This window comes from Variovorax nitratireducens, from assembly GCF_051216545.1.
Taxonomy (GTDB): Bacteria; Pseudomonadota; Gammaproteobacteria; order Burkholderiales; family Burkholderiaceae_C; genus Variovorax.
This window is the reverse complement of sequence record NZ_JBPJZO010000013.1, coordinates 122,738-148,660: the sequence shown is the minus strand read 5'-3', so window position 1 is coordinate 148,660 and position 25,923 is coordinate 122,738. Positions and strand designations below refer to the sequence as shown.

General features: G+C 60.0%; 23 protein-coding genes and 2 pseudogenes. 12 read left to right on the top strand and 13 right to left on the bottom strand.

Annotation, left to right across the window (positions count from 1 at the left end; all coding sequences use genetic code 11):
* The first annotated feature begins 1 nt into the window (after window position 1).
* The 11 genes from ACSFA8_RS23890 (at window position 2) to ACSFA8_RS23840 (ending at window position 10,343) form a co-directional block, all read left to right on the top strand.
* Window positions 2-733, top strand: a complete 732-nt coding sequence (locus ACSFA8_RS23890; RefSeq protein ID WP_435481957.1) for an SDR family NAD(P)-dependent oxidoreductase — start codon at window positions 2-4, stop codon at window positions 731-733.
* Window positions 734-743: 10 nt separating this feature from the next.
* Window positions 744-1,799, top strand: a complete 1,056-nt coding sequence (locus tag ACSFA8_RS23885; protein ID WP_435481956.1) for an Ldh family oxidoreductase — start codon at window positions 744-746, stop codon at window positions 1,797-1,799.
* A 24-nt stretch (window positions 1,800-1,823) separates the two neighbouring features.
* Window positions 1,824-2,225 (top strand): RidA family protein, encoded by a 402-nt coding sequence (locus ACSFA8_RS23880; RefSeq protein WP_435481955.1) that lies wholly within the window; start codon window positions 1,824-1,826, stop codon window positions 2,223-2,225.
* A 4-nt stretch (window positions 2,226-2,229) separates the two neighbouring features.
* Window positions 2,230-3,138 carry a fumarylacetoacetate hydrolase family protein gene (locus ACSFA8_RS23875; RefSeq protein ID WP_435481954.1) on the top strand — a complete coding sequence of 303 codons (909 nt, stop codon included), beginning with the start codon at window positions 2,230-2,232 and terminating at the stop codon, window positions 3,136-3,138.
* Window positions 3,138-4,064 (top strand): VOC family protein, encoded by a 927-nt coding sequence (locus ACSFA8_RS23870; RefSeq protein ID WP_435481953.1) that lies wholly within the window; start codon window positions 3,138-3,140, stop codon window positions 4,062-4,064. The genes ACSFA8_RS23875 and ACSFA8_RS23870 overlap by 1 nt, the downstream gene beginning before the upstream one ends.
* An 18-nt stretch (window positions 4,065-4,082) precedes the next feature.
* Entirely contained in the window at window positions 4,083-5,018 is a 936-nt protein-coding gene (locus ACSFA8_RS23865; protein WP_435481952.1) for an amidohydrolase family protein, read from the top strand.
* Entirely contained in the window at window positions 5,015-6,340 is a 1,326-nt protein-coding gene (locus tag ACSFA8_RS23860; protein WP_435481951.1) for an aromatic ring-hydroxylating dioxygenase subunit alpha, read from the top strand. The genes ACSFA8_RS23865 and ACSFA8_RS23860 overlap by 4 nt, the downstream gene beginning before the upstream one ends.
* A complete protein-coding gene (locus tag ACSFA8_RS23855; protein ID WP_435481950.1) occupies window positions 6,337-6,834 on the top strand; it encodes an aromatic-ring-hydroxylating dioxygenase subunit beta in 498 nt (165 codons plus the stop codon). Before ACSFA8_RS23860 ends, ACSFA8_RS23855 begins: the two co-directional genes overlap by 4 nt.
* The gene (locus ACSFA8_RS23850; protein WP_435481949.1) at window positions 6,831-7,577 is read left to right on the top strand and encodes an SDR family NAD(P)-dependent oxidoreductase; all 747 of its coding nucleotides are present in this window, start codon (window positions 6,831-6,833) and stop codon (window positions 7,575-7,577) included. The genes ACSFA8_RS23855 and ACSFA8_RS23850 overlap by 4 nt, the downstream gene beginning before the upstream one ends.
* 7 nt (window positions 7,578-7,584) lie before the next feature.
* Entirely contained in the window at window positions 7,585-9,210 is a 1,626-nt protein-coding gene (locus ACSFA8_RS23845; protein ID WP_435481948.1) for an AMP-binding protein, read from the top strand.
* 440 nt (window positions 9,211-9,650) lie between these two features.
* Window positions 9,651-10,343 carry an IS6 family transposase gene (locus ACSFA8_RS23840; RefSeq protein ID WP_435481985.1) on the top strand — a complete coding sequence of 231 codons (693 nt, stop codon included), beginning with the start codon at window positions 9,651-9,653 and terminating at the stop codon, window positions 10,341-10,343.
* A gap of 51 nt (window positions 10,344-10,394) precedes the next feature.
* Here the strand turns inward: ACSFA8_RS23840 and ACSFA8_RS23835 are convergent.
* The 8 genes and pseudogenes from ACSFA8_RS23835 to ACSFA8_RS23800 form a co-directional block, all read right to left on the bottom strand.
* Window positions 10,395-10,958, bottom strand: a pseudogene (locus ACSFA8_RS23835) (IS5 family transposase); the annotation flags it as partial.
* Between the two features lie 224 nt (window positions 10,959-11,182).
* Complete coding sequence (locus ACSFA8_RS23830; protein ID WP_435481947.1) at window positions 11,183-11,968, bottom strand: HpcH/HpaI aldolase family protein; 786 nt, start codon at window positions 11,966-11,968, stop codon at window positions 11,183-11,185.
* A 247-nt stretch (window positions 11,969-12,215) separates the two neighbouring features.
* Window positions 12,216-13,040, bottom strand: coding sequence for an NAD-dependent epimerase/dehydratase family protein (locus ACSFA8_RS23825; protein WP_435481946.1), 825 nt, complete (start codon window positions 13,038-13,040; stop codon window positions 12,216-12,218).
* Between the two features lie 41 nt (window positions 13,041-13,081).
* On the bottom strand, window positions 13,082-14,050 hold the full coding sequence (locus ACSFA8_RS23820) for a Bug family tripartite tricarboxylate transporter substrate binding protein (RefSeq protein ID WP_435481945.1): 969 nt from the start codon (window positions 14,048-14,050) through the stop codon (window positions 13,082-13,084).
* A gap of 16 nt (window positions 14,051-14,066) precedes the next feature.
* Window positions 14,067-14,969: an SMP-30/gluconolactonase/LRE family protein gene (locus tag ACSFA8_RS23815; protein ID WP_435481944.1), complete on the bottom strand. Its 903-nt coding sequence runs from the start codon at window positions 14,967-14,969 to the stop codon at window positions 14,067-14,069.
* Window positions 14,970-15,035: 66 nt separating this feature from the next.
* Window positions 15,036-16,769 (bottom strand): L-arabinonate dehydratase, encoded by a 1,734-nt coding sequence (araD, locus tag ACSFA8_RS23810; protein ID WP_435481943.1) that lies wholly within the window; start codon window positions 16,767-16,769, stop codon window positions 15,036-15,038.
* A 67-nt stretch (window positions 16,770-16,836) separates the two neighbouring features.
* A complete protein-coding gene (locus tag ACSFA8_RS23805) occupies window positions 16,837-17,892 on the bottom strand; it encodes a tripartite tricarboxylate transporter substrate binding protein (RefSeq protein ID WP_435481942.1) in 1,056 nt (351 codons plus the stop codon).
* Between the two features lie 9 nt (window positions 17,893-17,901).
* Window positions 17,902-19,572, bottom strand: coding sequence for an FAD-binding oxidoreductase (locus ACSFA8_RS23800; protein WP_435481941.1), 1,671 nt, complete (start codon window positions 19,570-19,572; stop codon window positions 17,902-17,904).
* A gap of 250 nt (window positions 19,573-19,822) precedes the next feature.
* On the opposite strand from ACSFA8_RS23800, the gene ACSFA8_RS23795 reads away from it, so the two are divergent.
* Window positions 19,823-20,746, top strand: a complete 924-nt coding sequence (locus tag ACSFA8_RS23795) for a LysR substrate-binding domain-containing protein (RefSeq protein ID WP_435481940.1) — start codon at window positions 19,823-19,825, stop codon at window positions 20,744-20,746.
* 115 nt (window positions 20,747-20,861) lie between these two features.
* Here ACSFA8_RS23795 and ACSFA8_RS23790 read toward each other — a convergent pair.
* The 5 genes and pseudogenes from ACSFA8_RS23790 to ACSFA8_RS23770 all read right to left on the bottom strand — a co-directional run.
* Window positions 20,862-21,017 (bottom strand): annotated as a pseudogene (locus tag ACSFA8_RS23790) (IS5/IS1182 family transposase); the annotation flags it as partial.
* A gap of 274 nt (window positions 21,018-21,291) precedes the next feature.
* The gene (locus ACSFA8_RS23785) at window positions 21,292-22,074 is read right to left on the bottom strand and encodes an SDR family NAD(P)-dependent oxidoreductase (protein ID WP_435481939.1); all 783 of its coding nucleotides are present in this window, start codon (window positions 22,072-22,074) and stop codon (window positions 21,292-21,294) included.
* A 58-nt stretch (window positions 22,075-22,132) separates the two neighbouring features.
* Window positions 22,133-23,143, bottom strand: a complete 1,011-nt coding sequence (locus tag ACSFA8_RS23780; protein WP_435481938.1) for a transketolase family protein — start codon at window positions 23,141-23,143, stop codon at window positions 22,133-22,135.
* Window positions 23,140-23,991 carry a transketolase gene (locus ACSFA8_RS23775; RefSeq protein WP_435481937.1) on the bottom strand — a complete coding sequence of 284 codons (852 nt, stop codon included), beginning with the start codon at window positions 23,989-23,991 and terminating at the stop codon, window positions 23,140-23,142. The genes ACSFA8_RS23780 and ACSFA8_RS23775 overlap by 4 nt, the downstream gene beginning before the upstream one ends.
* A 16-nt stretch (window positions 23,992-24,007) precedes the next feature.
* Window positions 24,008-25,891, bottom strand: a complete 1,884-nt coding sequence (locus tag ACSFA8_RS23770) for a TRAP transporter large permease (RefSeq protein WP_435481936.1) — start codon at window positions 25,889-25,891, stop codon at window positions 24,008-24,010.
* Window positions 25,892-25,923: the final 32 nt, after the last annotated feature.

Here is a 25,923-nt window from a genome sequence, read left to right as displayed (position 1 = left end):
GATGAAAGTCTCCTATGACTTCAGCGGGCACACGGTGCTCGTGGTGGGGGCTGCTTCGGGAATCGGCCGCGAGACGGCCATGGCAGCTGCCGAATGCGGGGCAAGAGTCTGGGCAGTGGACATCGACGAGAAGGGGCTGCGCTCGCTGGCCTCGATCTCCCGCATCGAAGTTGCCACACTCGACATCGCCGACTCGCAAGGCTGCCAGCAACTGATCGATCGCATTCTCGCCGCGGACGGCCGCGTCGACGCGGCGGTGCTGACCTCGGCGATCCAGGAACGCTCAAGCATCGAGGACACCACGGATGGGCAATGGCAGCGCCATCTCGACGTCAATCTATCGGGTGTCTTCTATCTGTTGCGGGCGCTCCTGCCGGCGATGAAGCGCCAGCGCCGCGGCTCCGTCGTCGCGTTCACGTCGGGTTTGGCCGGCAATGGCTGGCCCGGTGCTGCGGCCTATGCCGCGACGAAGGCGGGAATCGTAGGGCTGGTCAAGTGCGCTGCGCTCGAAGCGCGCGAATTCGGCGTGCGCGTGAATGCCCTCTCGCCAGGGCTCGTCGCGACACCTGTCTTCCTCAAATCGGCTAGCGCGGAGGAGCTCGCGGGCTACGAGCGCACTTTGGGAGTCTCGCAGCCTTCGGCCGTGGTTCCCACGTTGCTTCATCTGATCTCGGATGGCGCCAGCACGATCTCCGGGAACGTGGTCGAGCGCCGATTGATCCCCACGTCTTAAAGGGCTCCTTATGACTCACACCAAAAATCTGAGCGTGGCACCCGGCCGTCTGATCGAATGGGCAGCGCAAATCCTCGAATCCCGCGAGGTGCCGGCTGCCGATGCGCAACAAACGGCGGTCGCACTCGTCGAGGCCGATCTGCAGGGTGTCGCGTCGCATGGCTGCATGCTGCTGCCGATGTACGTGGAGCGCCTGCGTACCGGCAGCGTGAAGGCCCGACCGGTGTCCAGAATCGTTGAAGACCGTGCTTCGCTGCTGGTTCTGGATGCCGACCATGCGCTAGGTCAGGTCTCTTCCGTTCTCGCAACGGATCTGGCGATTCAGCGTGCACGTCAGACAGGGGTGGCCGTTGTCGCGGTGCGGCACGCGTTCCACTTCGGAGCGGCAGCGTACTGGAGTGCGCGCATCGCTGAAGCTGGCCTCATTGGCGCTGCGATGTCCAACACGCGTCCGCTGATGCCGGCGCCCGGCGGCGCCGAGCGTGTGGTCGGCAACAACCCACTGTCATTCGCCTTCCCAGCGCAGGCTGGCCGGCCCATCGTTATCGATATGGCGACGAGCAACTCGGCCATGGGGAAGATTCGCAACGCAGAGCGCGAGGGTGGGGCCATCCCGCAAGGTTGGGCGACCGACAAGGACGGACGACCGACAACCTCTCCGGCTGAGGCCATCGCGGGCATGTTGTTGCCGGCCGCTGGGCCGAAGGGTTTTGGTCTGGCCGTGATGGTTGACCTTCTGTGCGGGGGCCTATCCGGCGGCGCCATGGCTGCGGAAGTGCAGCCGCTTTATGGTGCGGCCGATCGTACCTACGACTGCGCGCATTGGTTTCTGGCCATCGATGCGGGGTCGAGCATGCCCGTGCGCGCTGAGGCCTTCGCCGAACGCATCCGCAGCTCGGTGCGTGCGCCTGACGTGGCCGCCGTCTACGCACCGGGCGACCTTGAGCGGGAGCGCCGGGCGCACAACCAGCATGCGCTGACCCTCACTTCCGAGCTCGTGGCTCAGTTTGACGGCCTGTCGCGCTCCGCAGGCGTGGCGCTCCTTGGCGCGACGCCGCTCCTTTGACCCACACCACAAGAGAGAATCATCATGAGCACGAAGAAGCAACATTCCCCCTCGTCCTTGGCGACGCCCAACGGACACTTTTCGGCCGCCATCAGCGTCAAGCCCGCGGGGCGCCTGGTCTTCATCTCGGGCATGACCGCTCGAACGGCGGACGGGACGATCGCCGGCATCGGCGACATCGAAACGCAGACCCGCCAGGTCTGTGAAAACCTGAAGGCGGCGGTGGAGGACGCGGGTGGCACGCTGCGCGACATCTGCCGTGTCGATGTCTATGTCCGCAACATCGAGTACTTCGACATCATCCACAAGGTGCGCCGCGAGTTCTTCGAGGCACCTGCGCCAGCGTCGACCATGGTCGAGGTCAGCAAGATGGTCAAGCCAGAGTACCTGATCGAGATCAGCGCAATCGCTGTCATCGAGGACTGAGACCATGGCACTTCGACTCGGAACTGTTTCGCTGCGCGGAGCTGAACGCGCGGCCTGCCTGGACGACGAGGGACGCGTTCGCCTTCTGCCCCTGGAGCTGGGCGATGTGCTGGACATCGTCTCGCGTGGGTCGGAGTTTGTGCAAGAGCTGAAGGTTCATGCCGCGAACTCTATCGACGTCGTCGCCCTGGAGGATGTGAAGGTGCTGTCGCCGCTCAGAAGGTTCCGCCGTGACGTGCTCTGCACCGGCTGGAATTACTGGGATCATTTCTACGAGAGTGAGGGCAAGCGCGAAGGCCAGGATGTACCCAAACCTACCGCGCCCACCTTCTTCTCGAAGGCGCCAGCGACCGCGATCGCGCCCTGTGATCCCATCGCCTTCGATGGCGAGCTGTCAGCCAAATGGGACTACGAGGCCGAGGTCGTCGTCGTCATCGGCAGGCGGGGTCGCAGCATTCCAATGGCGAAAGCGATGGAGCACGTTTGGGGCTACTGCCTTGCAAACGACGTCTCGCAGCGCGACCTGCAACGCCGCCATGGCGGGCAGTGGCTCAAGGGAAAGAGCATCGATGCGACCATGCCGTTGGGTCCTTGGATTGTTCACCGCGACGACGTCGCTCTCGATGCGCTCGCCCTGGAGTGCGAACTCAACGGGAAAATCATGCAGAGCGCCACCGTCAATGACATGGCGTTTCCGATCCCTGAACTTATTGCCGAGCTCTCCTCCGGTATGACGATCGAGGCGGGAGACGTACTCCTGACCGGCACCCCGAGCGGGATCGGCAATGCGCGCGTGCCCCCGGTTTACCTGGCCGCCGGCGACCGCGTGATCGTCCGCGCTACGGGGTTGGGCGAGTTGGACAACACGGTGACGGCAACCGATCTCACGTCTTACCGAGAAGGAGACTTCTGATGTCTTCCGCACGCGTGCATTCACTCGCAGGTTATGGATTTGAGGTGCCCGACGTTGAGGTGGCGCGCAGCTTCTATACGGCTTTTGGTTTGCTACCCAAGGTGTACGAGGGCGCGCTCGCGCTCGGATGCGCTGAAGTGGCTGCGCCCAGCGTGCTGGTGCTCCAGGGTCCGCCGGGCTCGATCAAACGCCTGCACCACCTGTCTTTCTTCGTGGAAGCGGCTGACATGCCGCTCTTCGAAGAACGGCTCGAGGCGCTGGGTACACCGGCTGCAACGCCGCCGTTTCCTAGTCTCCGCGCTGGCCTCTGGTTCCAGGATCCGTGGGGAACATGGTTCAACCTCACCCCGCGCACGTCTGCCGATGAAGTTGTCATCGAGCCGTTCGTTGTTGATCACACGCGGGTGGACCGCCATCTTTGGACCGAGCTGCCGAAGCAAGTTCAACCCAAGAAGCTGGGACATCTTCTACTCTTCACCCAAGACTTCGCGAAGGCGGAGGCCTACCTGAGCGAAGCATTGGGTCTGCGCACAACGGATCGTGCTGTGGGCAAGGTTTCGTTCATGGCGGGGGGCGAAGGCGTCCGGGATCACCACTGTTTCGGACTTATCAACAGCACGCATCGTGGATTCCAACACGCGAGCTTTTACGTCGACTCATTCGACCAGATCGGCTTTGGCGGCTGGCAGATGAGAGATGCCGGGTACGCCGACCAGTTTGGGCTCGGGCGCCATGCCTTGGCTTCGAACTTGTTCCTCTACATCCGAGATCCCTGGGGCAGCTGGGTCGAGTACTACAGCGACATGGACAAGATCAGCGAAGCCTGGGTCGCGCGGGACTGGAACCAACTCCCCTATGTCTGGGGGCCGAAATGGTCGCCAGAGTTCTGGGGCAACGAAATGAACGCGAACTTAGAGCCGCGCTGATAACGTCCCGGATCATTCATGAATCGCATTGCTCTCGATGTTCATGCGCATCTGGTGCCCTTTGCCGCCGATCGCTTGGCTGGTCTTCCCGGTGTTGGGTGGCAATCCGAGCCGCCCAAGCTGATCGTCGACGGGCATGCTATCGGTATTGCGAATCTGTACTTCCCTGAGCGCCTGCTGCGCTGGATGGTGGATCAGCGCGTGGACAGGGCGCTGGTTTCCGTGCCCCCGCCGCTCTATCGGCAGCAACTCGGCGAAGGCGCGGCCGAAGTCTGGGCCCAGGCCTTAAACGATGGGCTGCTCGAACTGACTGCAGCGCACTCCGAGCACCTTTCTGCGCTGCTTCATCTGCCCATGGAACATCCTGAGGTAGCGCTGAGGTTGCTCGTACGCTATGAGGGACGCCAGTTCGAGGGCGTTGCACTCGCCGCTGGGGGCGACCCGCGCATTCTCTTTTCGGACCCAGCCTACGATCCACTCTGGAGGATGCTCGATGACAAGGGCGCATTCGTCTTCCTGCATCCGGGCGCGTGTGCCGACGGCCGGCTCGCGTCCTTCTACCTGGAGAACCTCATTGGCAATCCCCTGGAAACCGGGGTGGCTGCCGCACATCTGGTGATGGCAGGCGTGCCCGCTAAGTTTCCGAGAGTGCGATTCTGTCTCGCCCATGCAGGCGGCGTCTTCACATCGCTCGTTGGGCGCATGGAACGCGGATTCGAAACGCGCCGCCCAGGCGTGAACCACGATGTGGAGAGGCCGTTGCAGGCGGCAAGGCGTTTCTATGCGGACTGCATTGCGCACCATCCCGGCGTGCTCAGCCTAGCGAAAGACGTATTCGGCCCTACCCACATCCTATTTGGCTCAGACTGGCCCTTCCCGATGGGCCTGCCCGACGGAATGCCTGCAGAGCAGGTAAGAACAAATCAGTCCACCGCTTCCAAAGGACGAACATGAGTAACGTCAATCGGTATCGCAACGATGCCAAGGCCATCGCTGCGCTGGTCCATCCCGATCAAGTACATCGTGATGTGTACGTGGATCAGGAAATCTTCGATTTGGAAATGGAGCGCCTGTGGCGGCGAGCCTGGATCTACGTAGGGCATGAGAGCCAGGTGCCTGAGCCGGGGGATTACCTGACCGCCGACCTCGGCAACCAACCAGTCCTTCTCGTGCGGCAGCCGGATCGTAGCGTCCGCGTACTGCTTAACCGCTGTGCTCACAAGGGCGCCAAACTCGTCACAGCTCCGACGGGCAACACCGGTCGCCAGTTCCGTTGCCCCTACCATGCCTGGATCTACCGCACCGACGGAAGCTTGGCTGGTGTTCCTCTTCGCAGTGGCTACGAAGGCACGGATTTCGCACAGGCGCCGGCCAGCGGCGGCATGTGCCGCGTTCAAAACGTGGCCTCGCGGCGAGGCTTCGTTTTTGCCCGGCTGTCGGACACCGGACCCGGTATCGAGGATTACTTCGGCGACTCTTTGAGCTCCATTGACAACATGGCAGATCGTTCGGCAGAGGGCGAGCTTGAGGTGGTAGGTGGCTGCTTGCGATACACGCACAATTGCAACTGGAAGATGTTCATCGAGAATCTCAACGACACGATGCATCCGATGGTGGCTCACGAGTCCTCGGCGGGCACCGCAAAGGCCCTCTGGAAGGATGAGCCTGCGGAGAAGGCCAAGCCGATGGCCATCGAGGTCATGGTCCCCTTCACAGAAAACTATCAATTCTCGGATGCGATGGGTGTGCGCGTGTTCGCCGGTGGCCACAGCTACACGGGTACGGAATCGATCTCGCTGCATTCCAGCTATTCGCAGGTGCCGACGTACGAGGGGCAGCTCGTTGCTGCCTATGGCGAAGAGAGGACGCGAGCGATTCTCGGGAACGTGCGCCACAACACGGTCTACTACCCGAGCCTGACCGTCAAGGGCGCGATCCAGGCGATACGCGTGATCCGGCCGATAGCGGTGGACAAGACTGTCATCGAGTCGTGGACCTTGCGTCTCAAGGGCGCGCCGGATGCGCTCCTGCAACGCACCATGATGTACAGCCGATTGATTAATTCACCGATGTCGGTGGTCGGTCATGACGACCTGCATTGCTACCGTTCAATTCAAGAGGGATTGGCGGCGGAGGGAAATCCTTGGATCAGTCTTCATCGCAACTACGTCAGTGACGAAGAAAAAGTCCGGGACCTGACGGTCAACGGAACGAGTGAGATCTCCGTGCGCAATCAATTTCGTGCATGGGCTTCGATGATGGGAGAAGCCGAATGAGCGAATCTGTTAAAAAAATCAATCAAGCGGACCTTATCGCTTTCGTCGTCGGTGAGGCGCGGCTGCTCGACGAGCGGCGCTATCAAGACTGGTATGAACTGTTCGCCGACGATGGCGTGTACTGGATTCCGCTGCAACACGACCAGGTCGATGCGGTCAGTCACAACTCGCTCATGCATGAGGACAAGCTGTTGCTGAGGCTTCGTGTCGAGCGGCTCGGTCATGCGCGCGCGTTTTCCCAGCAGCCCGTGAGCCGTGGCCTCCATGTTCTGCAGCAGCCCACGGTGGAGCGCTTGGACCCCGAGAACAACGACTACCTGATTCGCACCTCTTACACCTATCTCGAAGCACGTGGCGAGGAGCAGATCATGTTGGGGGCCGTCTCCTGGCATACCCTATTGGTCGACGCACAAGGCCGACTGCGAATCCGAACAAAGCGGGTCAATCTGCTCAACTGCGATGCTGCTCTGCCGTCCGTGCAGCTTTTCCCATGAATACCGCCAACCTCTTTTCGGGCCGCCGCGCACTCGTGACTGGCGGCAGCGCTGGCATCGGTCAGGCCGTGTGCGAGGCGCTTCTGGGTCAGGGCGCGCAGGTCGTTTCGTTGTCGCGCAACAAGGGCTCGCTGTCTCACGCCGCCTTCACGCAGCACGAGATCGATCTCAGTGACATACCTGCGGCGCGAATGATGTCGGTAGATCTCGCGCGAGAGTCGCCGTTCGACATCCTGATCAACAATGCGGGCGTCGTTCGAAACACGATGTTGGAAGATGTGGCGGATGACGAGTTCGAACTCCTTGTGGATCTTCATCTGCGCGCGGCCGTCGCAATGGCGCAAGCTGTGACTCCAGGCATGCGTGCGCGCGGCTTCGGTCGGATTGTGAACCTCTCGTCGCGTGCATTGGTCGGCGTGGCGGGACGCACCGTCTACGCGGCGACCAAAGCGGCGCTGGTGGCGATGACACGCACGTGGGCGCTGGAGTTGGGGCCGAATGGGATCACCGTCAATGCCGTGGCGCCGGGTCCGACCGTTACGCCGATGCTCATGGCCGACATTCCGGCTCAAAGCCAGAAAGCCCGCGACCTCGCGGCCGCATTGCCCATGCGTCGCTTGGGAGAGCCCGAGGATGTCGCGCGCGCGGTTCTTTTCTTCGCCGACCCGCGCAACAGCTGGGTGACAGGCCAGAACCTTTTCGTGTGCGGCGGCGCCAGCGTCGGCACTGCTATTCCAATCTGAACCGCATATGTCGATCCCCAGCTCCGTCTATCAAGCCTTTCGTCAAACCGCGGATCGCACTCCTCAGGCCCCGTTCGTTCACATTCCGGCCACATCTGCTGCTAGCTATGCCAGCGGCCCGCTGGATCTGACATATGGCGAGGCCGTGCGTTTGACCGAGGCGCTAATCCCCTCTTATCGCGAGAGCGGCCTGCAAACAGGCCATCGTGTGGCTCTGTTGCTGGACAATCGAGCGGACTTCTTCGTGCATTGGCTGGCGCTCAATGCGGTGGGCGTCTCGATCGTGCCACTCAACGCGGAAGGCAGTGCTGCGGACTTGGCTCATGTCGTGCGCGACAGCGGTGTGGTCATGGCCGTGGCTTTGCCTGAGCGGCGCGCCCTGCTTGAGGCCTCGGCTCCAACTCTTCCAGCGCACCTGATCGATAGCGATCCGCCGCATTGCCTGCAGGCGGCACCAAATGGCGGGCGCGATGAGTGCTCGCTCGTTTATACGTCCGGGAGTACAGGTGCGCCCAAGGGGTGCATGTTGTCGAACCGCTATTTCCTGGCCTTCGGCACGTGGTACATCAACGTCGGCGGGCTGTGCCACGTCCGCATCGGGCAGGAGCGGCTGATCACGCCGTTGCCGCTCACGCACATGAATGCCCTGGCCTGCTCGACCATGGCCATGGTCCTGGCGGGCGGCTGCATCGTACAGCTGGATCGTTTTCACCCTCGATCATGGTGGCAAGTCGTGGCCGAGAGTCGCGCGACGATCGTCCACTACCTGGGTGTCATGCCCGCCATGCTCCTGCAAATTCCGCAGGGAGAGCACGAGCGACGTCACGCACTGCGTTTTGGATTTGGTGCGGGCGTGCATCCATCCCACCACAAGGCCTTCGAGGAGCGTTTCGGCTTTCCGCTGCTCGAATCTTGGTCGATGACTGAGGTGGGGGCGGGTGCAGCCATGGTAGCAAGCGAGGAGCCGCGCCATGTGGGGACTCGGTGTTTCGGCCGGCCATTGAATGCAATGGAATATCGGCTGGTAACCCCCGACGGCGGTGCGATCCAAAAAGGGGAGACGGGCGAGTTGCAAGTGCGCGCCGCAGGCGCGGATGCGCGCGCGGGTTTCTTCAGCGGCTACGCGGGCCAGCCCGCGCTGACGGAAGAGGCCTGGTCGGGCGGATGGTTCCGCACTGGCGACATGGTGCGCGAAGGCGATGACGGATCGTTGCACTTCGTGGATCGCAGCAAGAGCATTGTTCGTCGCAGCGGCGAAAACATTGCGTCACTGGAAGTGGAGGGCGTGTTGAACCAGATCGCCGGCGTGCGAGCCGTTGGGGTGGGGCCAGTCGATGACGAGTTGCGAGGTGAAGAGGTGATGGCTTGCGTTGAGCTGGCAGAGGGGATTGCGCCGACCTTCGACACCGCCCGGCAGATATTCGACTCTGCGGGTAAGAAGTTGACCTACTTCAAGGTTCCGGGTTACATCGCCTTTGTTGCAGCGTTGCCACTGACAACGTCGCAAAAATTACAACGCGGGGAGCTTAAAACGATGGCGCGCTTGCTGGTGGAAAGCGGCGATGCTTTTGACCTGAGGTATTTGAAGAAGCGACATCTGGGGGCCAGCATTGACGGAGATCAGCTCCGTTGATCTTTTCATCCGAAAAATCGTGAGCTGGCAGGTATACGACGGCGAGCGGGCACTGCGGGCGAGCGAGTTGTTGCCGATATCTGCACGCGCCAGGCGATCACACCGCAGCAGCTGACCCTGCAATCGGACAACGGAGGACCATGAAGGGCGAGACTATGCTCGCCACCTTGCAGCGTCTGGGCGTGGCGGCGTCTCGCAGTCGACCGACACCGAGCGTGAAGAGCTCAAGGCGTTGACGCCGCGACGCGAGATGGCGCAGGCCCTGGCGCTGCGAGCGCGCATCGTTCTTGCCTGCGCCGACGGGCAGGACAACAAGGTGGTCGCGGCGCGCCGGCGCGTCACGCCGCGGATGGTGAGCAAGTGGAGAGCGCGGTTCGTCGGGTTCTGTCGCGGTAGCGACGCACGGCAATCTGCGGCGAATGAAAAACGATGCCCCGGCGATGATCGACGCTCTGCACAAGGTGATCAAGCGGCTGCACTATCCCTTGGATGTGATGCTCACCTGCGTGCGCTGGTATGCAGCCTACCCGCTAAGTCTGCGGCACATCGAAGAGATGATGGCAGAGCGCGGCGTGTGCGTCGATCACGCCACGGTCCATCGTTGGGCAATGAAGATCTTGCCAGTGCTGGCCGCAGTGTTCCGACGACGCAAACGCCCGGTGGGCGCGAGTTGGCGGATGGACGAGACCTACATCAAGGTCGGCGGCAAGTGGAAATACCTGTACCGGGCGGTCGACCGCGATGGCGACACCATCGACTTTCTGTTGCGTGCCAAGCGAGACCACACAGCTGCGCGGCGATTTCTGGAGCGAGCCATTGGTCTGCACGGTGTGCCCGAGAAAATCACCATCGACAAGAGCGGCGCCAACACAGCTGCGATACAGAGCGTCAAGGACGATTCGGGTGCGGACATCGAGCTGCGGCAGAGAAAATACCTCACCAACGTTGTGGAGCAGGACCATCGGGCCATCAAGCACATCGTGCGGCCAATGCTGGGGTTCAAGTCGTTCCACTGCGCGCGCATTCTCATTGCCGGCATTGAGACCGCCCACATGATCAGAAAGGGGCAGCACAACTGCCCCGAAGGCCAAGCCTCGTCCGCAGCGTCGCAGCTTTACTCGCTCGCATTTTGAGCGGCGAGAGACCGGCTGACCTTACTGAGCGCCGCGGCGTTATCGCGACAGAACCCCAATATGCGCCTTCATCCCGAAGTACCACTGGTTGCCCTTCTTGACTTGGTGCATCTCTGGGTCGCGTTCGCCTTCGGCGTTCTTGGTCGAACTCGGCGCTGCGATCAATGTGGCGTCCACGGCCGTGCCCGTGCGCAGCATCAGGCCCTTTGCCTGCAGGATCTCGTTGACCACGCGCACATGTCGGCCGCCAGGTCATGGGCCTCCAGCAGATGGCTGAACCGCGGAATGGTGGATTCGTCGAGCAGGCGGCTTGCGCCGTCGCCCAGACCGCCAAACTCTCGGTAAAGGGGCAACATCGCGCAGCGCCTCTTCCCTAGCCGGGTTGCTCAGCCCGAACCATTTCTGCAGATAGTGAATGTGCAACATCGTTTCGATGGCAAAGGGCGGGCGACCGGACTTAGCCCGCGGACTGTGCGGATCGACGATTTGAACCAACGCGCTCCACGGAACCACCCGATCCATTTCATCGAGGAACTCACGCTCGCGCGTCTTCTTCGTTGACAAATTCAGGCCCAGGCCAAGTTGATTCGGCGCAGTCACGCGTTTGGCAATCATGGGCCTAGATCATGCAAGGCTTGGACCGGTTCTGCAGACCATCCCTGCTGGTGGTCTCCGCGGTACCCTTGCGACGGAGGTAACGCACAGGCGCCCGCGGTGCATCTGTATCGCCTTCGGCACCAGATATGCGACCACGCAAGTGCTGGAAAATTCCGGGGATCTCTCGACAAGGTCCCTCCTCGACCTCGAGCGGTGAAATTCAACAGCCTGTATGGACATCATCAGTACGAGATATTGCCGGTCCCCGCCTTGGCGTTGGCCGCGAGCCGTAGCGCTTGCGTGATAACGCTGGATGCCACGGTGGCGAAGTAGCGTGCGCCCCATGCGGTGAACTTTTCTTCATCCTGCGGTGTAAGGGCAATGATGCCGGCGCAGCGGCCCGCCCCCGAGATGGCGCGCAACGCGTGCTCAATGGCCGCTTCAACCGCCGAGGCTTTCCAATCATTCCCGTATCCCATTGCGTGAGAGAGATCGTTGGGACCTACGAACACCGCATCCACCCCCTCGACGACCGCGATCTCCGCTGCGTTATCAACCGCCTGTGGCGTTTCGACCATGACGATCAGCGCGATGCCTTTGTTACTACGCTGTGTGTGTGCTGACCCGGGGAAGGCTCCATAACCGGCCGCCCGCGAGCTGAACGCGCTGCCGCGACGGCCCATCATCGGATAGCGAACCTGCCGAACCAGCGCACGCGCCTCCTCAGCGGACTCGACCATCGGAATCTGTACCCCGCTCGCACCCATGTCAAGAATGCGCGAAATGTCTTGCCGCAAGCAGCGTACAACTGGCGGAATACCGCTCGCACGAGCAGCACGTAGCATGTGCTCCGTGGTCTCGAGACCGGCGCTGCCGTGTTCATTGTCGATCACCACAAAATCAAACCCGGCATAGGCGCACATTTCAACAATCGCGGGGCTGGGCAGGGAGTTGAAAATAGCGTGGAGCCTGCTGCCGTTTCGCAGCTTTTCCTGGAGTCGATCATCAAGAGGGTGGTGGCTATGCATGGTGGTCTCAATTGAAGTTGGCGGGTGGAACGGTCTGCGCGGCGGTAGCCTGTTGACCTCTTCCTCCGGCGCTACGCTTGCCAGGGGATGTCTGGCCTAACGGCGGAAACTATGCGGGGCCCTTACAGCTTTCGGGAGTTGCAGAAATATCCACACGGTCATCAGTCTTGTTAGGGGCCGGGCAAAGACTCGCACTGCGGATGGCAGAAGCAGTTGCAGTCGGTCCTACCCGGCTGGTTTTCGGTTGTTAAACAACGCCCTCGGTCAACATAAACCCGCCCTGATAGAGATTGATCCGATCATTCAGGTCAATGGTGGGCTGTGCTTGCTCCACTTCCTGTCGAAAGCATTCCGAGCTGTCTTGGGGACGGTACCCGATAAGCGAAGCAGCTTGATTGTTCCACCAGGAGACGGCGTTGTCGCTGACCCCATAGAGCACGGTATGTCCGACCACCGGTGCCGTAAGCGCGGACATGATCAAGCGCTCGAGATCGTCATGGCTAAGCCACATGGCTAAAGTTCGGCGCGTCGACGGACGAGCCGAAGGGGCCCCGATGCGAATGCAGACGGTTTCGATGCCATAGCGGTCAAAGTAGAGTCGCGACAGGTTCTCGCCGAACGCCTTCGAGAGGCCATACAGTCCATCAGGGCGAACTGGCATTGCCGGGTCGATGCGTTGATCCTGTCGATAAAACCCTGTGACATGGCTCGTGCTCGCGAACACCAGACGACGGACGCCATGCTTGCGCGCAGCTTCATAGAGATTGTAGGTACCCACGATGTTGCTCTGCAGAATGGACTCCCATTCCCGCTCGATCGGTACACCGCCGAGATGGACCACAGCATCCACGCCATCCATGATTCGGTCGACCTCCTCCTCGTTTTGAAGGCTTGCCGGCCGCAGCTCTTCATGCGGCGCGTTGGCTCCCAGGTCCACGATATCGGACAGACGAAGCGTTTCGCAATAGTGGGAGAGCCGGCCCCGCAGTTCCCTTCCCAATGAACCTGCGGCTCCGGTTAGTAAAAGCCGCCCGAAGCGGATGCCGGTCGGGAACAGTTTGGGATTGGTCATTGCGTGGTCCATCCGATACCGATGAAGTTTCAAGTCAGGAATCAGTCAAGGCTGATGTTCAGATTGCGTATCATCTGGCCGAACTTGGCACTCTCGCTCTTGACTAGTGCGTCCATTTCTGTAGAAGTGCTACCGACCATCGTGAGCCCAAGGGGGGAAAATTTATCTGCCATTTCCTTGGACTTGATGATCTCCGACACATCTTTCTGAAGTTTTTCCAGGATGTCTGGCGGGGTTCGGGATGGAGCAGCAAGACCAAACCAGATGTCGTTCTTGGCCTTGGGGTAGCCCAATTCGGTAATGCTTGGAACGTCTGGCAGCAGACTGATGCGCTTGTCCGACAGCACGGCCAACACCTTCAGTTTTCCCGCATCGATCGTGTTCAGATTGATCGCATCGACAAGCATATGCACACGCCCCTCGTTTAAATCGGTGATGGAGAGATTGGTTCCCTGATAGGGCACATGCTGCATCTTGGTGTCGGTCGCCGTCAGGAACTGTTCCGTCAGGAGGTGCAGGATGCCGCCCACGCCTGCGGAGACATAGGAAAGTTCATTTGGATGTTTTTTAAGGTAGGCGATGTACTCCGGCATGGTGTTGATTTTCAGTGCCGGCGAGATCATCACTACGGCTGGGCTGGTGGCGACGAGAGTCAAGGACGTGAGGTCCTTGGCGCTGTCGTAGCGCATTTTTTTGTACAGGTTCGGGACCGTTGCGAGAGTGCTGGAACTCGCCATTAAAAGTGTGTAGCCATCAGGATTGGATCGGGCCACGTACTCCGCCCCCAACGTGCTCGCAGCCCCGGGTTTGTTCTCAACGACCACGGGTGAACGGTACTTCTTGGCAAGCTCGCTGGCGATGAAGCGCGGCATCGCGTCGACGATCGTGCCCGCTGGAAACGGCACCACGATCTTGATCGGCTTATTGGGAAAGTCGTCGGCAGCGGCGATGGAAGGTACTGCGACTGCGGCAAAGGCAGCCGTCAGTAATGTGCGGCGGAAATTGTTCATGTGGTCTCCTTCAGGGTTAAAGATTCAAGTCCGTGCGCCATTGCGCAATGCCCGCGACTTCAAGGCGGATTCGATAAATTGATCGAGGTGATGTGACATAAAGCGTGCGCATGTCCGAATCTCCAAACGCCAGGTTGTTAGCCCGCTCCGGGAAGCGGATTCGCGCCAAACGTTGACCGGAAGGGGCGAAAACTTGGATCCCTCCAGCGCCGCAGCAGTAAACGTTCCCCTTCGTGTCCACCTTCATCCCGTCCGGAACACCGTCTTCATGCCCAGGCACATCCGCGAAAAGTGCGCCCGCTTCCACGGTTCCATCCGGCTTGACATGGTGAACATGCATGCGCGCCCGTGGCGAGTCATTCACATACAGCATCTTTTCGTCGGCACTGAAGCAGAGCCCATTCGGCTGCTCCAGATCTACGGCGAGGCGGATCAGGTGGCCATCCGTTCCGAGCCGATAACAACTTCGGTGGTCGAGTTCTGGCGCCCTCGGAATCCCGTGCGGCGCACGGCGACCGAAGACTGGATCCGAGAAATAGATAGCGCCATCGCGCGCAACGATGATGTCGCTGGGGCTGTTGAGTTCACGCCATTCGTAGTGGCTCGCGAGGACCGCTATCGAACTATCGTGTTCTGTGCGGACGACGCGACTGGTCGCATGTTCACAACTCAGCAACCGTCCATGGTTGTCCCAAGTGTTTCCGTTCGCCATGTTGGAAACGTCGCGGAAGACAGTGACGCCATGTTGCGCGTCCCAGCGATGGATGCGGCCGACGTCGATATCGCTGAAAAGCAGATAGTGATCCCGTGCGTGCCATAGCGCCCCTTCCGTGAAGGTGAAGCCATCGACCAGCAACTCCCAGAACGCGTTTTGACGGATCACTGCCGATGCATCCAGGGCAAAGTGTTCAACTGTCATTGTGAGCCGTTTTGATTTGCTTGGACGCGCTTTTGCGCGACACCCCGATGCGGGCAGGAGTCGCGTTTAATGGATTTCCGGCTCTGGTGTCGGTGCGGTACCACCCAGAAAGTCGAAATCACAGCCCTTGTTGGCCTGCTCCATGTGCTGCATCACCAGGACGCCGTATCCCCTCGCGAATTTGGGCGGGTGCGGCTTCCAATCGGTACGTCGCTTTTCCATTTCCGCCGGACTCAGCAGGACGTTGAGTTGCTTGTTTTCGACATCGAGCGTGATTTGGTCACCCGTGCGAATCAGCGCCAAGGGGCCACCGATCCAACTCTCGGGCGCAACGTGCAGGACGCATGTACCCGAACTGGTGCCCGACATGCGCGCGTCGGAGATGCGCACCATGTCGCTCACACCACGAATCAGCAACTTCTTCGGAATCGGCATCATTCCCCACTCAGGCATGCCTGGGCCTCCTTGGGGGCCGGCATTGCGCAGGACCATGACTGTGCTCTCGTCGACGTCGAGATCGTCCCGATCAACGTGATCCATCATTTCGTCGTAGCTGTCGAACACCAGTGCACGGCCGGTGTGCTTGTGGTATTGCGGCTGCATTGCACCGGTTTTAAGGACTGCGCCATCAGGCGCCAGATTGCCCTTGAGCACGACAAGACCGCCGCTTTTCTTAACAGGATTGCTTCTGCGCCGAATGACGTCGTCATTCCAGATCTCGGCATCGGCGATGTTCTCACCCAGTGTCTTGCCGTTGCAGTTGAGCGCGTCGAGATGCAGTAGATCTTTAAGCTCATTGAGGAGCGCTGGCAAACCACCCGCGTAGTAAAAGTCCTCCATGAGATATTCGTTGCCGACAGGGCGAATGTTCGCGAGCACCGGCGTACGGGCGCTGAAATCATTGAAGCGCTCGAGCGGAAAATCGATGCCTGCCCGGCCGGCCATTGCGACCAGGTGGACCAGCGCATTGGTAGATCCTCCGTTGGCCATGAGCGTGACAGCAGCATTTTCGAAGGCTTGCGGGGTCAAGATGTCGCGGACCTTCAAATCCTCCCAAACCATGTCTACGATGCGGCGTCCGCAAGCCGCAGCCATCCGCTCGTGAGCGGCGTCGGGCGCGGGAATCGAACTCGAACCAGGCAGAGACAACCCCAAGGCCTCGCTTAGTCCAGTCATGGTGGAGGCGGTGCCCATCGTCATGCAGAAACCAGCGGATCGGGCAATACTGGACTCGACTTCCTGATGCTCCGATTCGGTGATGCGACCAGCTCGTCGTTCGTCCCAGTACTTCCAGGCATCGGATCCAGACCCCAGCGTTTTCCCGCGCCATCTCGCCGTCAACATCGGCCCTGCAGGAAGGTAAATCGTGGGCAGATTCATACTCGTCGCACCCATGATCAATGCGGGGGTTGTTTTGTCGCAGCCACCCAGCAACACCACGCCGTCCACAGGATACGAACGCAGCAACTCCTCCGTGTCCATCGCAAGAAGGTTGCGATACATCATGGTCGTTGGCTTCTGAATGGTCTCGGCCAGCGTGATTGCGGGCATCTCCATGGGAAATCCGCCTGCTTGCCATACCCCACGCTTCACCTGTTCAGCGCGATCCCGCAGGTGGGTATGGCAAGGGTTGACCTCAGACCATGTATTGATGATTGCGATGACCGGTTTGCCGACGAAATCCTCGCGCTCAAAACCCATCTGGATGGTTCTAGACCGGTGCCCAAAGGCGCGCAAGTCTGATGCGCCGTACCAGCGGTAGCTGCGCAATGATTCTGGTGTCTTCTTCTTTTGAGCCATGGATCTTCTCCGGGATAACTATGTGAAGCTGCAGCACTAGCTGATGCGCGGGCAGCGAAAGGCGAACCTATTCGAGGGGAATGTTGTTGGCTTGGACAAGCCGCTGAGCCTTGGACATCTCCTCGCGGATGAAACCACCAAAGGCTTCCGGCGTCGTGGCCTTGGAGCTAAATCCCAAGTCGACCAGACGCGACAGGACCGCCGGATCTCCCAACACTGCAGCTACTTCCGAGTTCACCCACGTGATGATGGGCTCCGGCGTCCCTGCTGGAGCAAGCATGCCGATCCAGGTCAACGATTCGAAGTTTGGCAGGCCCGATTGGGCCAACGTCGGGAGATCGGTTCTCAAGTTTCCTCGACCTGAGCTTGTGAGGGCCAGCGCCTTCACTTGACCGCCAGCAACGAACGGCATTGCCGTTGCATAGTTGTCGAATAGGACGTCAATCTCGCCCGAAACCAGCGCGGTCAGGGCTGGTCCGCTACCCTTGTAGAGCACATGGAGCGCCTTCGCGTTAATGCGGTTCAGAAACATCAACGTCGAGAGATTAATGGACGTTCCAACACCGCTGCTTCCATACGTCAATGCTTCCGGTTTGGACTTCAACCGTGCAACCAATTCTGGAATGCTCTGAATTCCCGATTTCTTGCTGACCATCAGCACCAGGGGCGTGGTAGCCATCAACGAGATGGGCGCGAGATCTTTCGCGACGTCGAAACGCATGCTTTTTGAAAGGGCAGGCGCGTTGGACAATGCCGTAGCTCCAACTAGCAAGGTGTGGCCGTCTCCTTTGGAGCGCGCCACGTACTCCGCACCGATATTGCCGCCCGCGCCCGGCTTGTTGTCGACGATGACCGGAGCACCCCATCGCTTACCTAGACCTTCGGCTATTAGACGGGCCACGATGTCGGTAGTTCCGCCTGGCGCGTAAGGCACCACAATCGAGACGCGGCTACTTCCTGGATATCCCTCCGGCTTTCTCGCCGGTTCGCCACCATGGGCTGACAGCCCGGCAACCGTCAGCATGCAGGCGAGCGTCACGCGTGCGGTGCCATACGCCAGCCGAAAACCTTTCGGAAAACTTGGAAAATGCATGTTTGTCTCTTTATCGATCAGATGATTCAAGCTCTGTGATCAAAGCGTGGTGGCTATCGGGCTGGTGAGTTGGTGGGCTACACCGCACGGCCTTCGTTCTCTGCGAGGCCGCACTCGAAAGTAACAACCCTGGGGCGTACCCTTGTCTTCTTTTGCGCCACTGCAATCGAGATCGGTAACCGACCACTTTTCGAATCCGCTAGGCCGTGGCAGCAGGATTTGCATTGGTGAACCCGTCTGTAAAGGCATCGATGTGGGCGAGCGGCCCACCGAGTTGCTGACACTAAGTAGACTCAGATCGTTCTCTGCGGCGCATGCGGCCGCGCCAAGTAGTTTTCCTGAGTTCGGGATGCCCTGAGGATCCAGCGCTTGCTTGATGGACCTCATCAGCTTCAGTGTGACATCGGATTTGTAGCGCCGCAGGTCATCGACCTTCGCCGCGCCGATGCCATGCTCAGCCGACATGGAACCGCGCAACCGGTCAACCTCGTCATAGACTGTGCGGTGCACTTGCTTATCGAGGGCAAGAAGGGCCGAGTCCTCCAGCTCCTGAATCGGCTCGACGTTGTAATGAAGATTGCCGTCGCCTAGGTGACCTAGCACGACAGTCCAGCAACCTGGATGAATCGATTCGATCAACTTCTCCATGCGCTCGACGAAGTTGGCGACTTGCCCGATTGGCAATGAGATGTCGTGCTTGATGTTCTTCGGTCGCGACAGGCCAATCCGCTCACGAATTCTCCAGAATTGCAATGACTGCGCCTCCGATTGTGCAATCGCGGCGTTTTCAATGACCCCTTGCTCGAACGCATCGGCCATCAACGATTCGAATCGCCCGATGGCATGGGCTTCGCTTTCTTGGTCTGACGACTCCATCAACACGTACCATGCGAACGTGTTTGCGAACACCTTAGGCCCGTTCCCCAACTTGCGACCGACCAGCTGTATGCAATAGTCGGACATCAATTCGAACGCTGTCAGGTCGGTGCCAAGCGCCTGTTGGGCGAGTGTGAGCAATCGAAGCGTCTGCTCCAGGCTGGACTGCGCAACCCATGTCGTCCCGCGCGCCTTAGGTGGGGAGTACAGTTTCAGAGTGGCGGCAGTGGTGATGCCGATGGTGCCTTCAGCGCCTATGTACAGGTCTCTCAAGTCGTAGCCTGAGTTGTCCTTGCGAAGGCTACGCAAGCCGTCGAACACCTCGCCGGTGGGTGTAACCACCTCCAAGCCGAGGCACAGTTCGCGCATATTTCCGTAGCGCAAGACACCGGTCCCACCTGCGTTGGCTGAAAGATTCCCGCCGATCGTGCAAGTGCCTTGCGAGCCGAGCGCAAGCGGGAAGAAGCGGTTGGTATCGCGGGCAATATCCTGCAATGTTTGCAGCACCATGCCAGCCTCCACTGTGACCGTGCTGTCGGCCAGATTCAGCGCACGCAGTCGGCTCATCCTCGTCACTGATAGAACAATCGCCTGACCGCAACAATCCGGCGTTGCGCCGCCAGCCAAGCCGGTATTTCCGCCCTGTGCCACCACCGGCACTCCGTTTGCACTGCACCAGCGCAGCAACCTGCTCACCTCTGCCGTCTCTGTTGGCAAAACTACGCAGCGTGCTGGTCCAGTGAATCGCCCTGTGTAGTCACGAGTGAAAGGAAACACTTCTTCGGGCGATGTGAGTATGCGACCCACGTCGCTGGGCATGGTGTATTCGGACATCTAGTTCAACCTTGATTGCCTGTCATTCGTCCTGAGCAATCACCGCGAGTGGCATTGTTGACGACCGGTATCGGTCCGTGCGCATTCGATGCGCAAGCGGGTTGAAGGCATCTCGTCTCCTGTCGTTTCTGGTGTTGGATCGCACTTGCGTGCTTGACGAAACTGCTATGCGAGCAACTTAGGTGGATTCTTGTCGCCGCCTGTCCATTTATCAAATACTATATTTGGATAGCATTAATACAGGATATGTATGGCAACCCATCTCGATCTGCGCGTACTTGCATCGTTTCTCGTCGTCGCCGAGGAACTGAGCTTCACACGGGCCGCGAAGCGGTTGCACATGACGCAGCCCCCTTTGAGTTTGCAAATCAAACAGCTGGAAGGCCAGCTTGGGGTCAGCCTGTTCGAGCGCACAAACCGAAGCGTTCGACTAACGGCTGCGGGTGAGACACTCCGGGCAGAGGCGGAGAAGCTCTTCGCATTGGAGGATCGCGCGCGGCAACTTGTGGCGCGTGTCGGGCGCGGCGAAGACGGCGGGCACATCAGCATCGGCTTCAACACCGTCGCTTCACTTCATTTGGTGCCGACGTTGCTGCGGCGCTTCAGCGCGCGCGTGCCAAGCATCTTGTTTTCACTCAAGGAAATCAGTTCCGACGCTCAGGTGTCAGCCTTGTTGCGCAATGAGCTCGATGTCGGGCTGGTACGGCCACCAGTGGTGGATTCGCGACTCGAAGCACGATGCCTGCTGAAGGAGCCTCAAATCCTCGCAGTGCCATCGAACCACCCGCTAGCGGTGCGCTCGAAAGTGCATGTGAGAGACCTTCGTGGCGAAGTTCTCGTGACGTTCGAACGGCGCGCAGGTCGCTACGCGCATGACTTGATGATGCGATGGCTGTCCGAACACGATGTTGTACCGTCACAGCTGCACGACGTCATGTTCCACAACGCGATGATGGCAGCGGTAAGTGGCGGCTTAGGCGTTGCTTTGGTTCCCGCTTCTGCCGGTTTCCGAGAGGTCACCGGGGTGGTTTTTCGCAGGTTCTCTGGCTCTCCGTCACCGAAGATCGAGCTCTGGATCGCCTTTCGTAAGCAAGCGGTCAACCCCATGACGCCGCTGTTCTTGGAGGAAGCAATGGCGTACGTTGCCTCGTATCGTCACCGACTCCCACGTTGAGAAACGTCTTATCAAGTCGTAAATTGATTTGATGCCGAGAGTGCGTGTTGTCCTGCTGCGCTTGCAGGCTCGTCGCACCCAGGATTCCGGGTTTATGAGGGTTCTTTTCGCCCCCTCAGGTTGCTTGCGGGCGCACCTGTCCCACAATCGCAATCAGCTTCCTTCTGAACATCCAAATATTCGACAGTGCAAACAGCGTGATCGCATGCGCCGTGTTTTTGGCCAGGCCCTTGAAACTCACCTTCGTGAGGTCTAACTGCCGCTTGATCACGGCCGTTGCGGACATAGATGCCTAAGGGCCGCTCAAGAAGTGCGACGGCAAAGGGTGGATCGATCAGTCAAGGACTGTGGGACTTGGGACCGTCTTTCAGTTGGAAAAACTAACGGAGTGAGACACGATTCGATCCGTTCGTCAAAAAAAAAATGGGGCGGCACGCGCGGACGCCGATCCTTGAGGGAAACACAATGGGATTCAGCGCCAGGTCTCCACGCGGTGGCTTTTGACGGGCCCGGCTTCGAAGCGGCGAAATCAGCCGAAGAGCTTCTCAGGCGTTGTCGAACAGGTCGCGGACGATGATGCCGCTCGCCAAGAATCCGCCATCGACAGCGAGGGTGTGGCCGGTCAGGTAGCTAGCGCCGGCGGAGGCAAGAAACGACACAGCGTGAGCGATCTCCTCCATGGAGCCGTATCGTCCCATCGGGATCATGCTCTTGTAAACGTCGGCCGTGCTGCCGCCATGGTTCTCGCCGGTCAGTGACGTCTGCACCGGCCCGGGCGCGATCGCGTTGACCGTGATGCCGTCTTGCGCGACCTCTACCGAGAACTGGCGTGTCATGGCGTTGAGCGCTGCTTTGGACGTGCCATAGGCGAGGCGGCCCGTTCCTGCCAGATCGGCGCTCACAGAAGAGATGTTCACGATGCGTCCCCAGTGATGCTCGCGCATGGCTGCGATGCAAAGTTGGGAAAGGCGCATAGCTGCCGTTACGTTGATGTCCAGGCTCTTGCGCCAGTTGTCGATATTGAAGGTGGCAGCATCTTCTACCGATGCATAGCCGGCGCAGTTGATCAAGATTTGCGGGCCGCCCACGTTGGCGATCAGATCGGAGAACACGCGCTCGATAGCGGAGATGTCGGACAAGTCGACTGCGTAAGGATGGACCGTTCCCCCTGATGTGCGGACCGACTCAGCCACAGCGCGTGCGCTCTCTGCGTTGCGATCGAGCAAGCACACCGTCGCCTGCTCCTCAAGCGCAAATTTCTCTACGATGCAACGCCCGATGCCGCTGGCACCCCCGGTCACGATGCAAACACGATTTTGGTGATTCATGGCGAATCCTTGTTGAAATTGCGATTGATCCCCTCAGGCGGCCGGCGAGGCCGCGGCCCTATAGCCAGCTCTTGATGCTGGCCATCATGGACTTTCGCGAAATGCCATACCTGTCCTGAAGCACTGGCAGAGACCCGGCGTGCAGGAATGCATCCGGCAAGGCTATTTGGTGGAACGGGCACGACACACCTGCGCGCATCAATGTGCCTGCAACCGCTTCACCCAAGCCGCCAATGGCCGTGTGGTTCTCTGCGACCACGACCAGGCGGCCGCCCTTGCTGGCTTCCGCGATGATCGTCGCTTCGTCCAGCGGCTTGACCGTTGGCACATGCACCACGCTGACGTCGATGCCATCCTTCTCAAGTTCCTTGGCCGAATCCAACGCCCGCATTGTCATGAATCCGGTCGCGATGATGACGACGTCGCGGCCGCCTCGCAGGACTTTGGCCTTCCCGAGCTCAAACTTGTAGTCGTACTCGTCAAGAACCAATGGGACGTTGCCGCGCAGCACCCGCATGTAAACGGGGCCGGGATAGGCTGCGATGGCAGGCACGATTTGTTCGATGTCCAGCGCGTCGCAGGGATCTATCACGACCAGATTCGGCATCGCACGAAAGATGGCGAGGTCGTCTGTCGCCTGGTGGCTCGGGCCGTAGCCTGTGGTCAAGCCAGGCAGGCCGCCGATCAGTTTGACGTTGGCGTTCTGCTCCGCGACAGCTTGCGACATGAAGTCATAGCAGCGTCGCGATGCGAAAGTCGCGTAGGTCGAAGCGAAAGGAACAAAGCCCTCCTTCGCCAATCCGCCGGCTGCCGTTGCCATCAACTGCTCGGCCATCCCGACTTGGTAGAAGCGGTCAGGGAAGGCCTGCGCGAAGATGTGCATGTCGGTGTACTTGGCCAGGTCCGCGCTCATGCCGACGATGCGGGGATCCGATTCGGCCAGGGCAACCAGTGCCTTGCCGAAAGGGGTGGCGCGGACGCGATGCCCTTCCTCGACGTTTGAGGCGATTTGCGCCATGGGCTTCGGCGGTTGGACTGCTGCTTGTTCCATCACGGTGCTGTTGTTCATGCTGCTTCTTTCTTCATTGCGCCAAGGCGCTCGTACGCTGTTACCCATTCCGGCCTTTCCAGGCGGATGAAATGGTTCTTCTCACGCTTTTCCAGGAAGTCCACTCCCTTGCCCATCTTTGTGTCGCAGATGATGATTCGGGGCATGGCGTCTTTCAGGTTACGCGCTGTTTCGAACGCATCGACGAGCGCCTCCAGGTCATTCCCGTCGACGCGTTGAACGTGGAAGCCGAAAGCGCGGAACTTGTCCGTCAGTGGTTCCGTCTTGAAGATCTGGGTGCTCGGGCCGTCGGCCTGAACCCCGTTGAAGTCGACGATGCCGATGATGTTGTCCAGCGCAAAGTGCGACGCGGCGGCCGCTGCTTCCCAGGTCGGGCCTTCGGCCATCTCGCCATCGCCCATGAACGTGTAGACAAATGCCTTGTTGTTCTTGCGCTTCAGCCCAAGACCCATGCCCACGGCCATCGGCAAACCGAGGCCGATGGAGCCCCCGGACATTTCTGCGCCCGGGGTATAGCCCGACATGCCCGACATCGGTAGACGGCTGTCGTCGCATCCGTACGTGGCGAGTTCGTCCTCACCGATGTAACCGGCCTCGGCCAAGATGGCGTAGTGTGCGATGCCATAGTGTCCGACCGACAGGAGGAAGCGATCACGATCCTCCCATTTCGGCTCGTGCGGCCGAGTCTGCATCGAGTCGAGGTAGGTGACCGCCAACAGATCAGCCACACCTAGCGCTTGGGCGATGTAGCCCTGACCGTGGATCTCTGCCATTCGCAACGCGTTGAGCCGAACCTTGCGCGCTCGCGCTGCAAGGATGCGCAAACGCTCTGTCTTAGGGAGTTTCATGAAGTACTTTCTTTTTTTAGGGTTGTGATGCGGCGAGGAAGCCGATAGAAATCCAGGGCACTGCTGCGACGACGATCACGCCGATGAACAGCGCCACCATGTAACCGACGATCGGACGGATGCCTTCGTCGGGATGGATCTTGCTGATCGCGCAGGCGGCGTAATAGCCGACGCCGAACGGTGGCGCGAAGAGGCCGAGGCCCATGGAAAGCACGACCACCATCGCGTAGTGCACTTCGTGGATGCCCACCGCCTTGGCGATGGGAAATAGCAAGGGGCCGAAAAGCACCACAGCCGGAATCCCCTCAAGCACGCTTCCCAACACGATGAAGGCAACGATGGACACGGCCATGAACACGGGCGCGCCACCGGGCAAGCTGGACATGTTTTGCGCTAGCGACGCTGAGAATCCGGACTGCGTCAACGCCCATGCCATCGCGGTGGCCGCGCCGATGATGAGTAGGATGGCACCGGTCAGGGAGGCGGTGTCCAGCAGCATCGGGAACAGTCGAGACAGCTTGAACTGGCGGTACACGAGAATGCCCATCAGGCAGGCGTAAACGATGCCGATCGTCGAGACTTCCGTGGCCGTCGCCACACCCTCGACCACCGCGGCCCGGATGATGAAAGGCAACGCCATCGCGGGCAGGGCGACCAGGAAGGCGTTCCAGATCTCGCGCTTGGTGGCGCGTTGGACGTCGTCGAGGTTCTCGCCGCGATAGCGCCACCAAACCAGCACGCACAATGCCAGCCCGAGAACCACGCCCGGCAGCAATCCGCCTGTAAACAGCGCCGCGATGGAGACGCCCGTCACGGAGCCGATGGTGATCAACACCAGGCTGGGCGGGATTGTTTCTGTCTGCGCGCCCGTGGCCGACAGCAGCGCCACGAGGTCGCCCGGTTTGGCACCTCGCTTCTTCATTTCAGGGAACAACACTGGGGCGATGGCTGCCATGTCTGCAGCCTTCGATCCTGAAATGCCCGATACAAGATACATCGCAGCGATCAGCACGTAGTTCAGGCCGCCGCGAACGTGGCCGAGCAGGCTGGCCAGAAAGCCGATCATTGCCTTGGCCATGCCCGTCATTTCAATCAGAAGACCCAGGAACACAAACATTGGAACGGCCAAGAGGATCAGATGTCCCATGCCTTCGTCCATCCGACCGACCACGATGACGGTCGGTGTCGCCGTGGTAAGACCGAGGTACGAGAAGGTGGCAAGCCCGAACGCGAACGCGATGGGAACGCCGGTCAAGACCATCACGGCAACCAATCCCACAAAAAAGACCAGTAAGTTGGCGCTGCCCAGCTTTGCGAAGACGGGCTGCAGCAACCAGAACGCCGCGACAATGACCGCCACGGTAGCGACCGCCCGGACGAGGTGACGCATGCTGGTCACCTGAGCCAGTTTAAGGAATGCGACCACGGTCATAAGCGCAAAACCGGTCGGCAATGCAGCCGCGCGCCAGGCATTCGAAACTTCCAGCGCGGGTGTGGTCATCATCACTTCGTCCGAGGCGAACTCGTATGAAGGGTGAAGCACCAGCAGCAGGAACGTGATTGGCACCACGATGGCAACTACGTCGACAAAGGCTCGCGCATCCGGCTTGAGTTTGCCCACAAGCGCCGTCATGCGCATGTGCTCGCCTCGCTGGAAGGCGGCGACGGAGCCGAGCATGGCCAGCCAAAGGAACACCATCGACGCAAGCTCGTCCGACCACACCAGTGGGCTGTGGAAAACGTACCGACTGGCCACGCCGACGGAAAGTACGACGATGTCAATCACCACGAGCAGGGCGCATGGGATTTCGATGAGAGGACGCATCATGGCATCCAAGCTGCCCGCAAAGCGAGAGAGCCCTGTGGGGTGACTTATAGGAGGGGAAACGGCTGCTTTCATCGCAACATCCTTGACGTCTATGCGGATGGAGC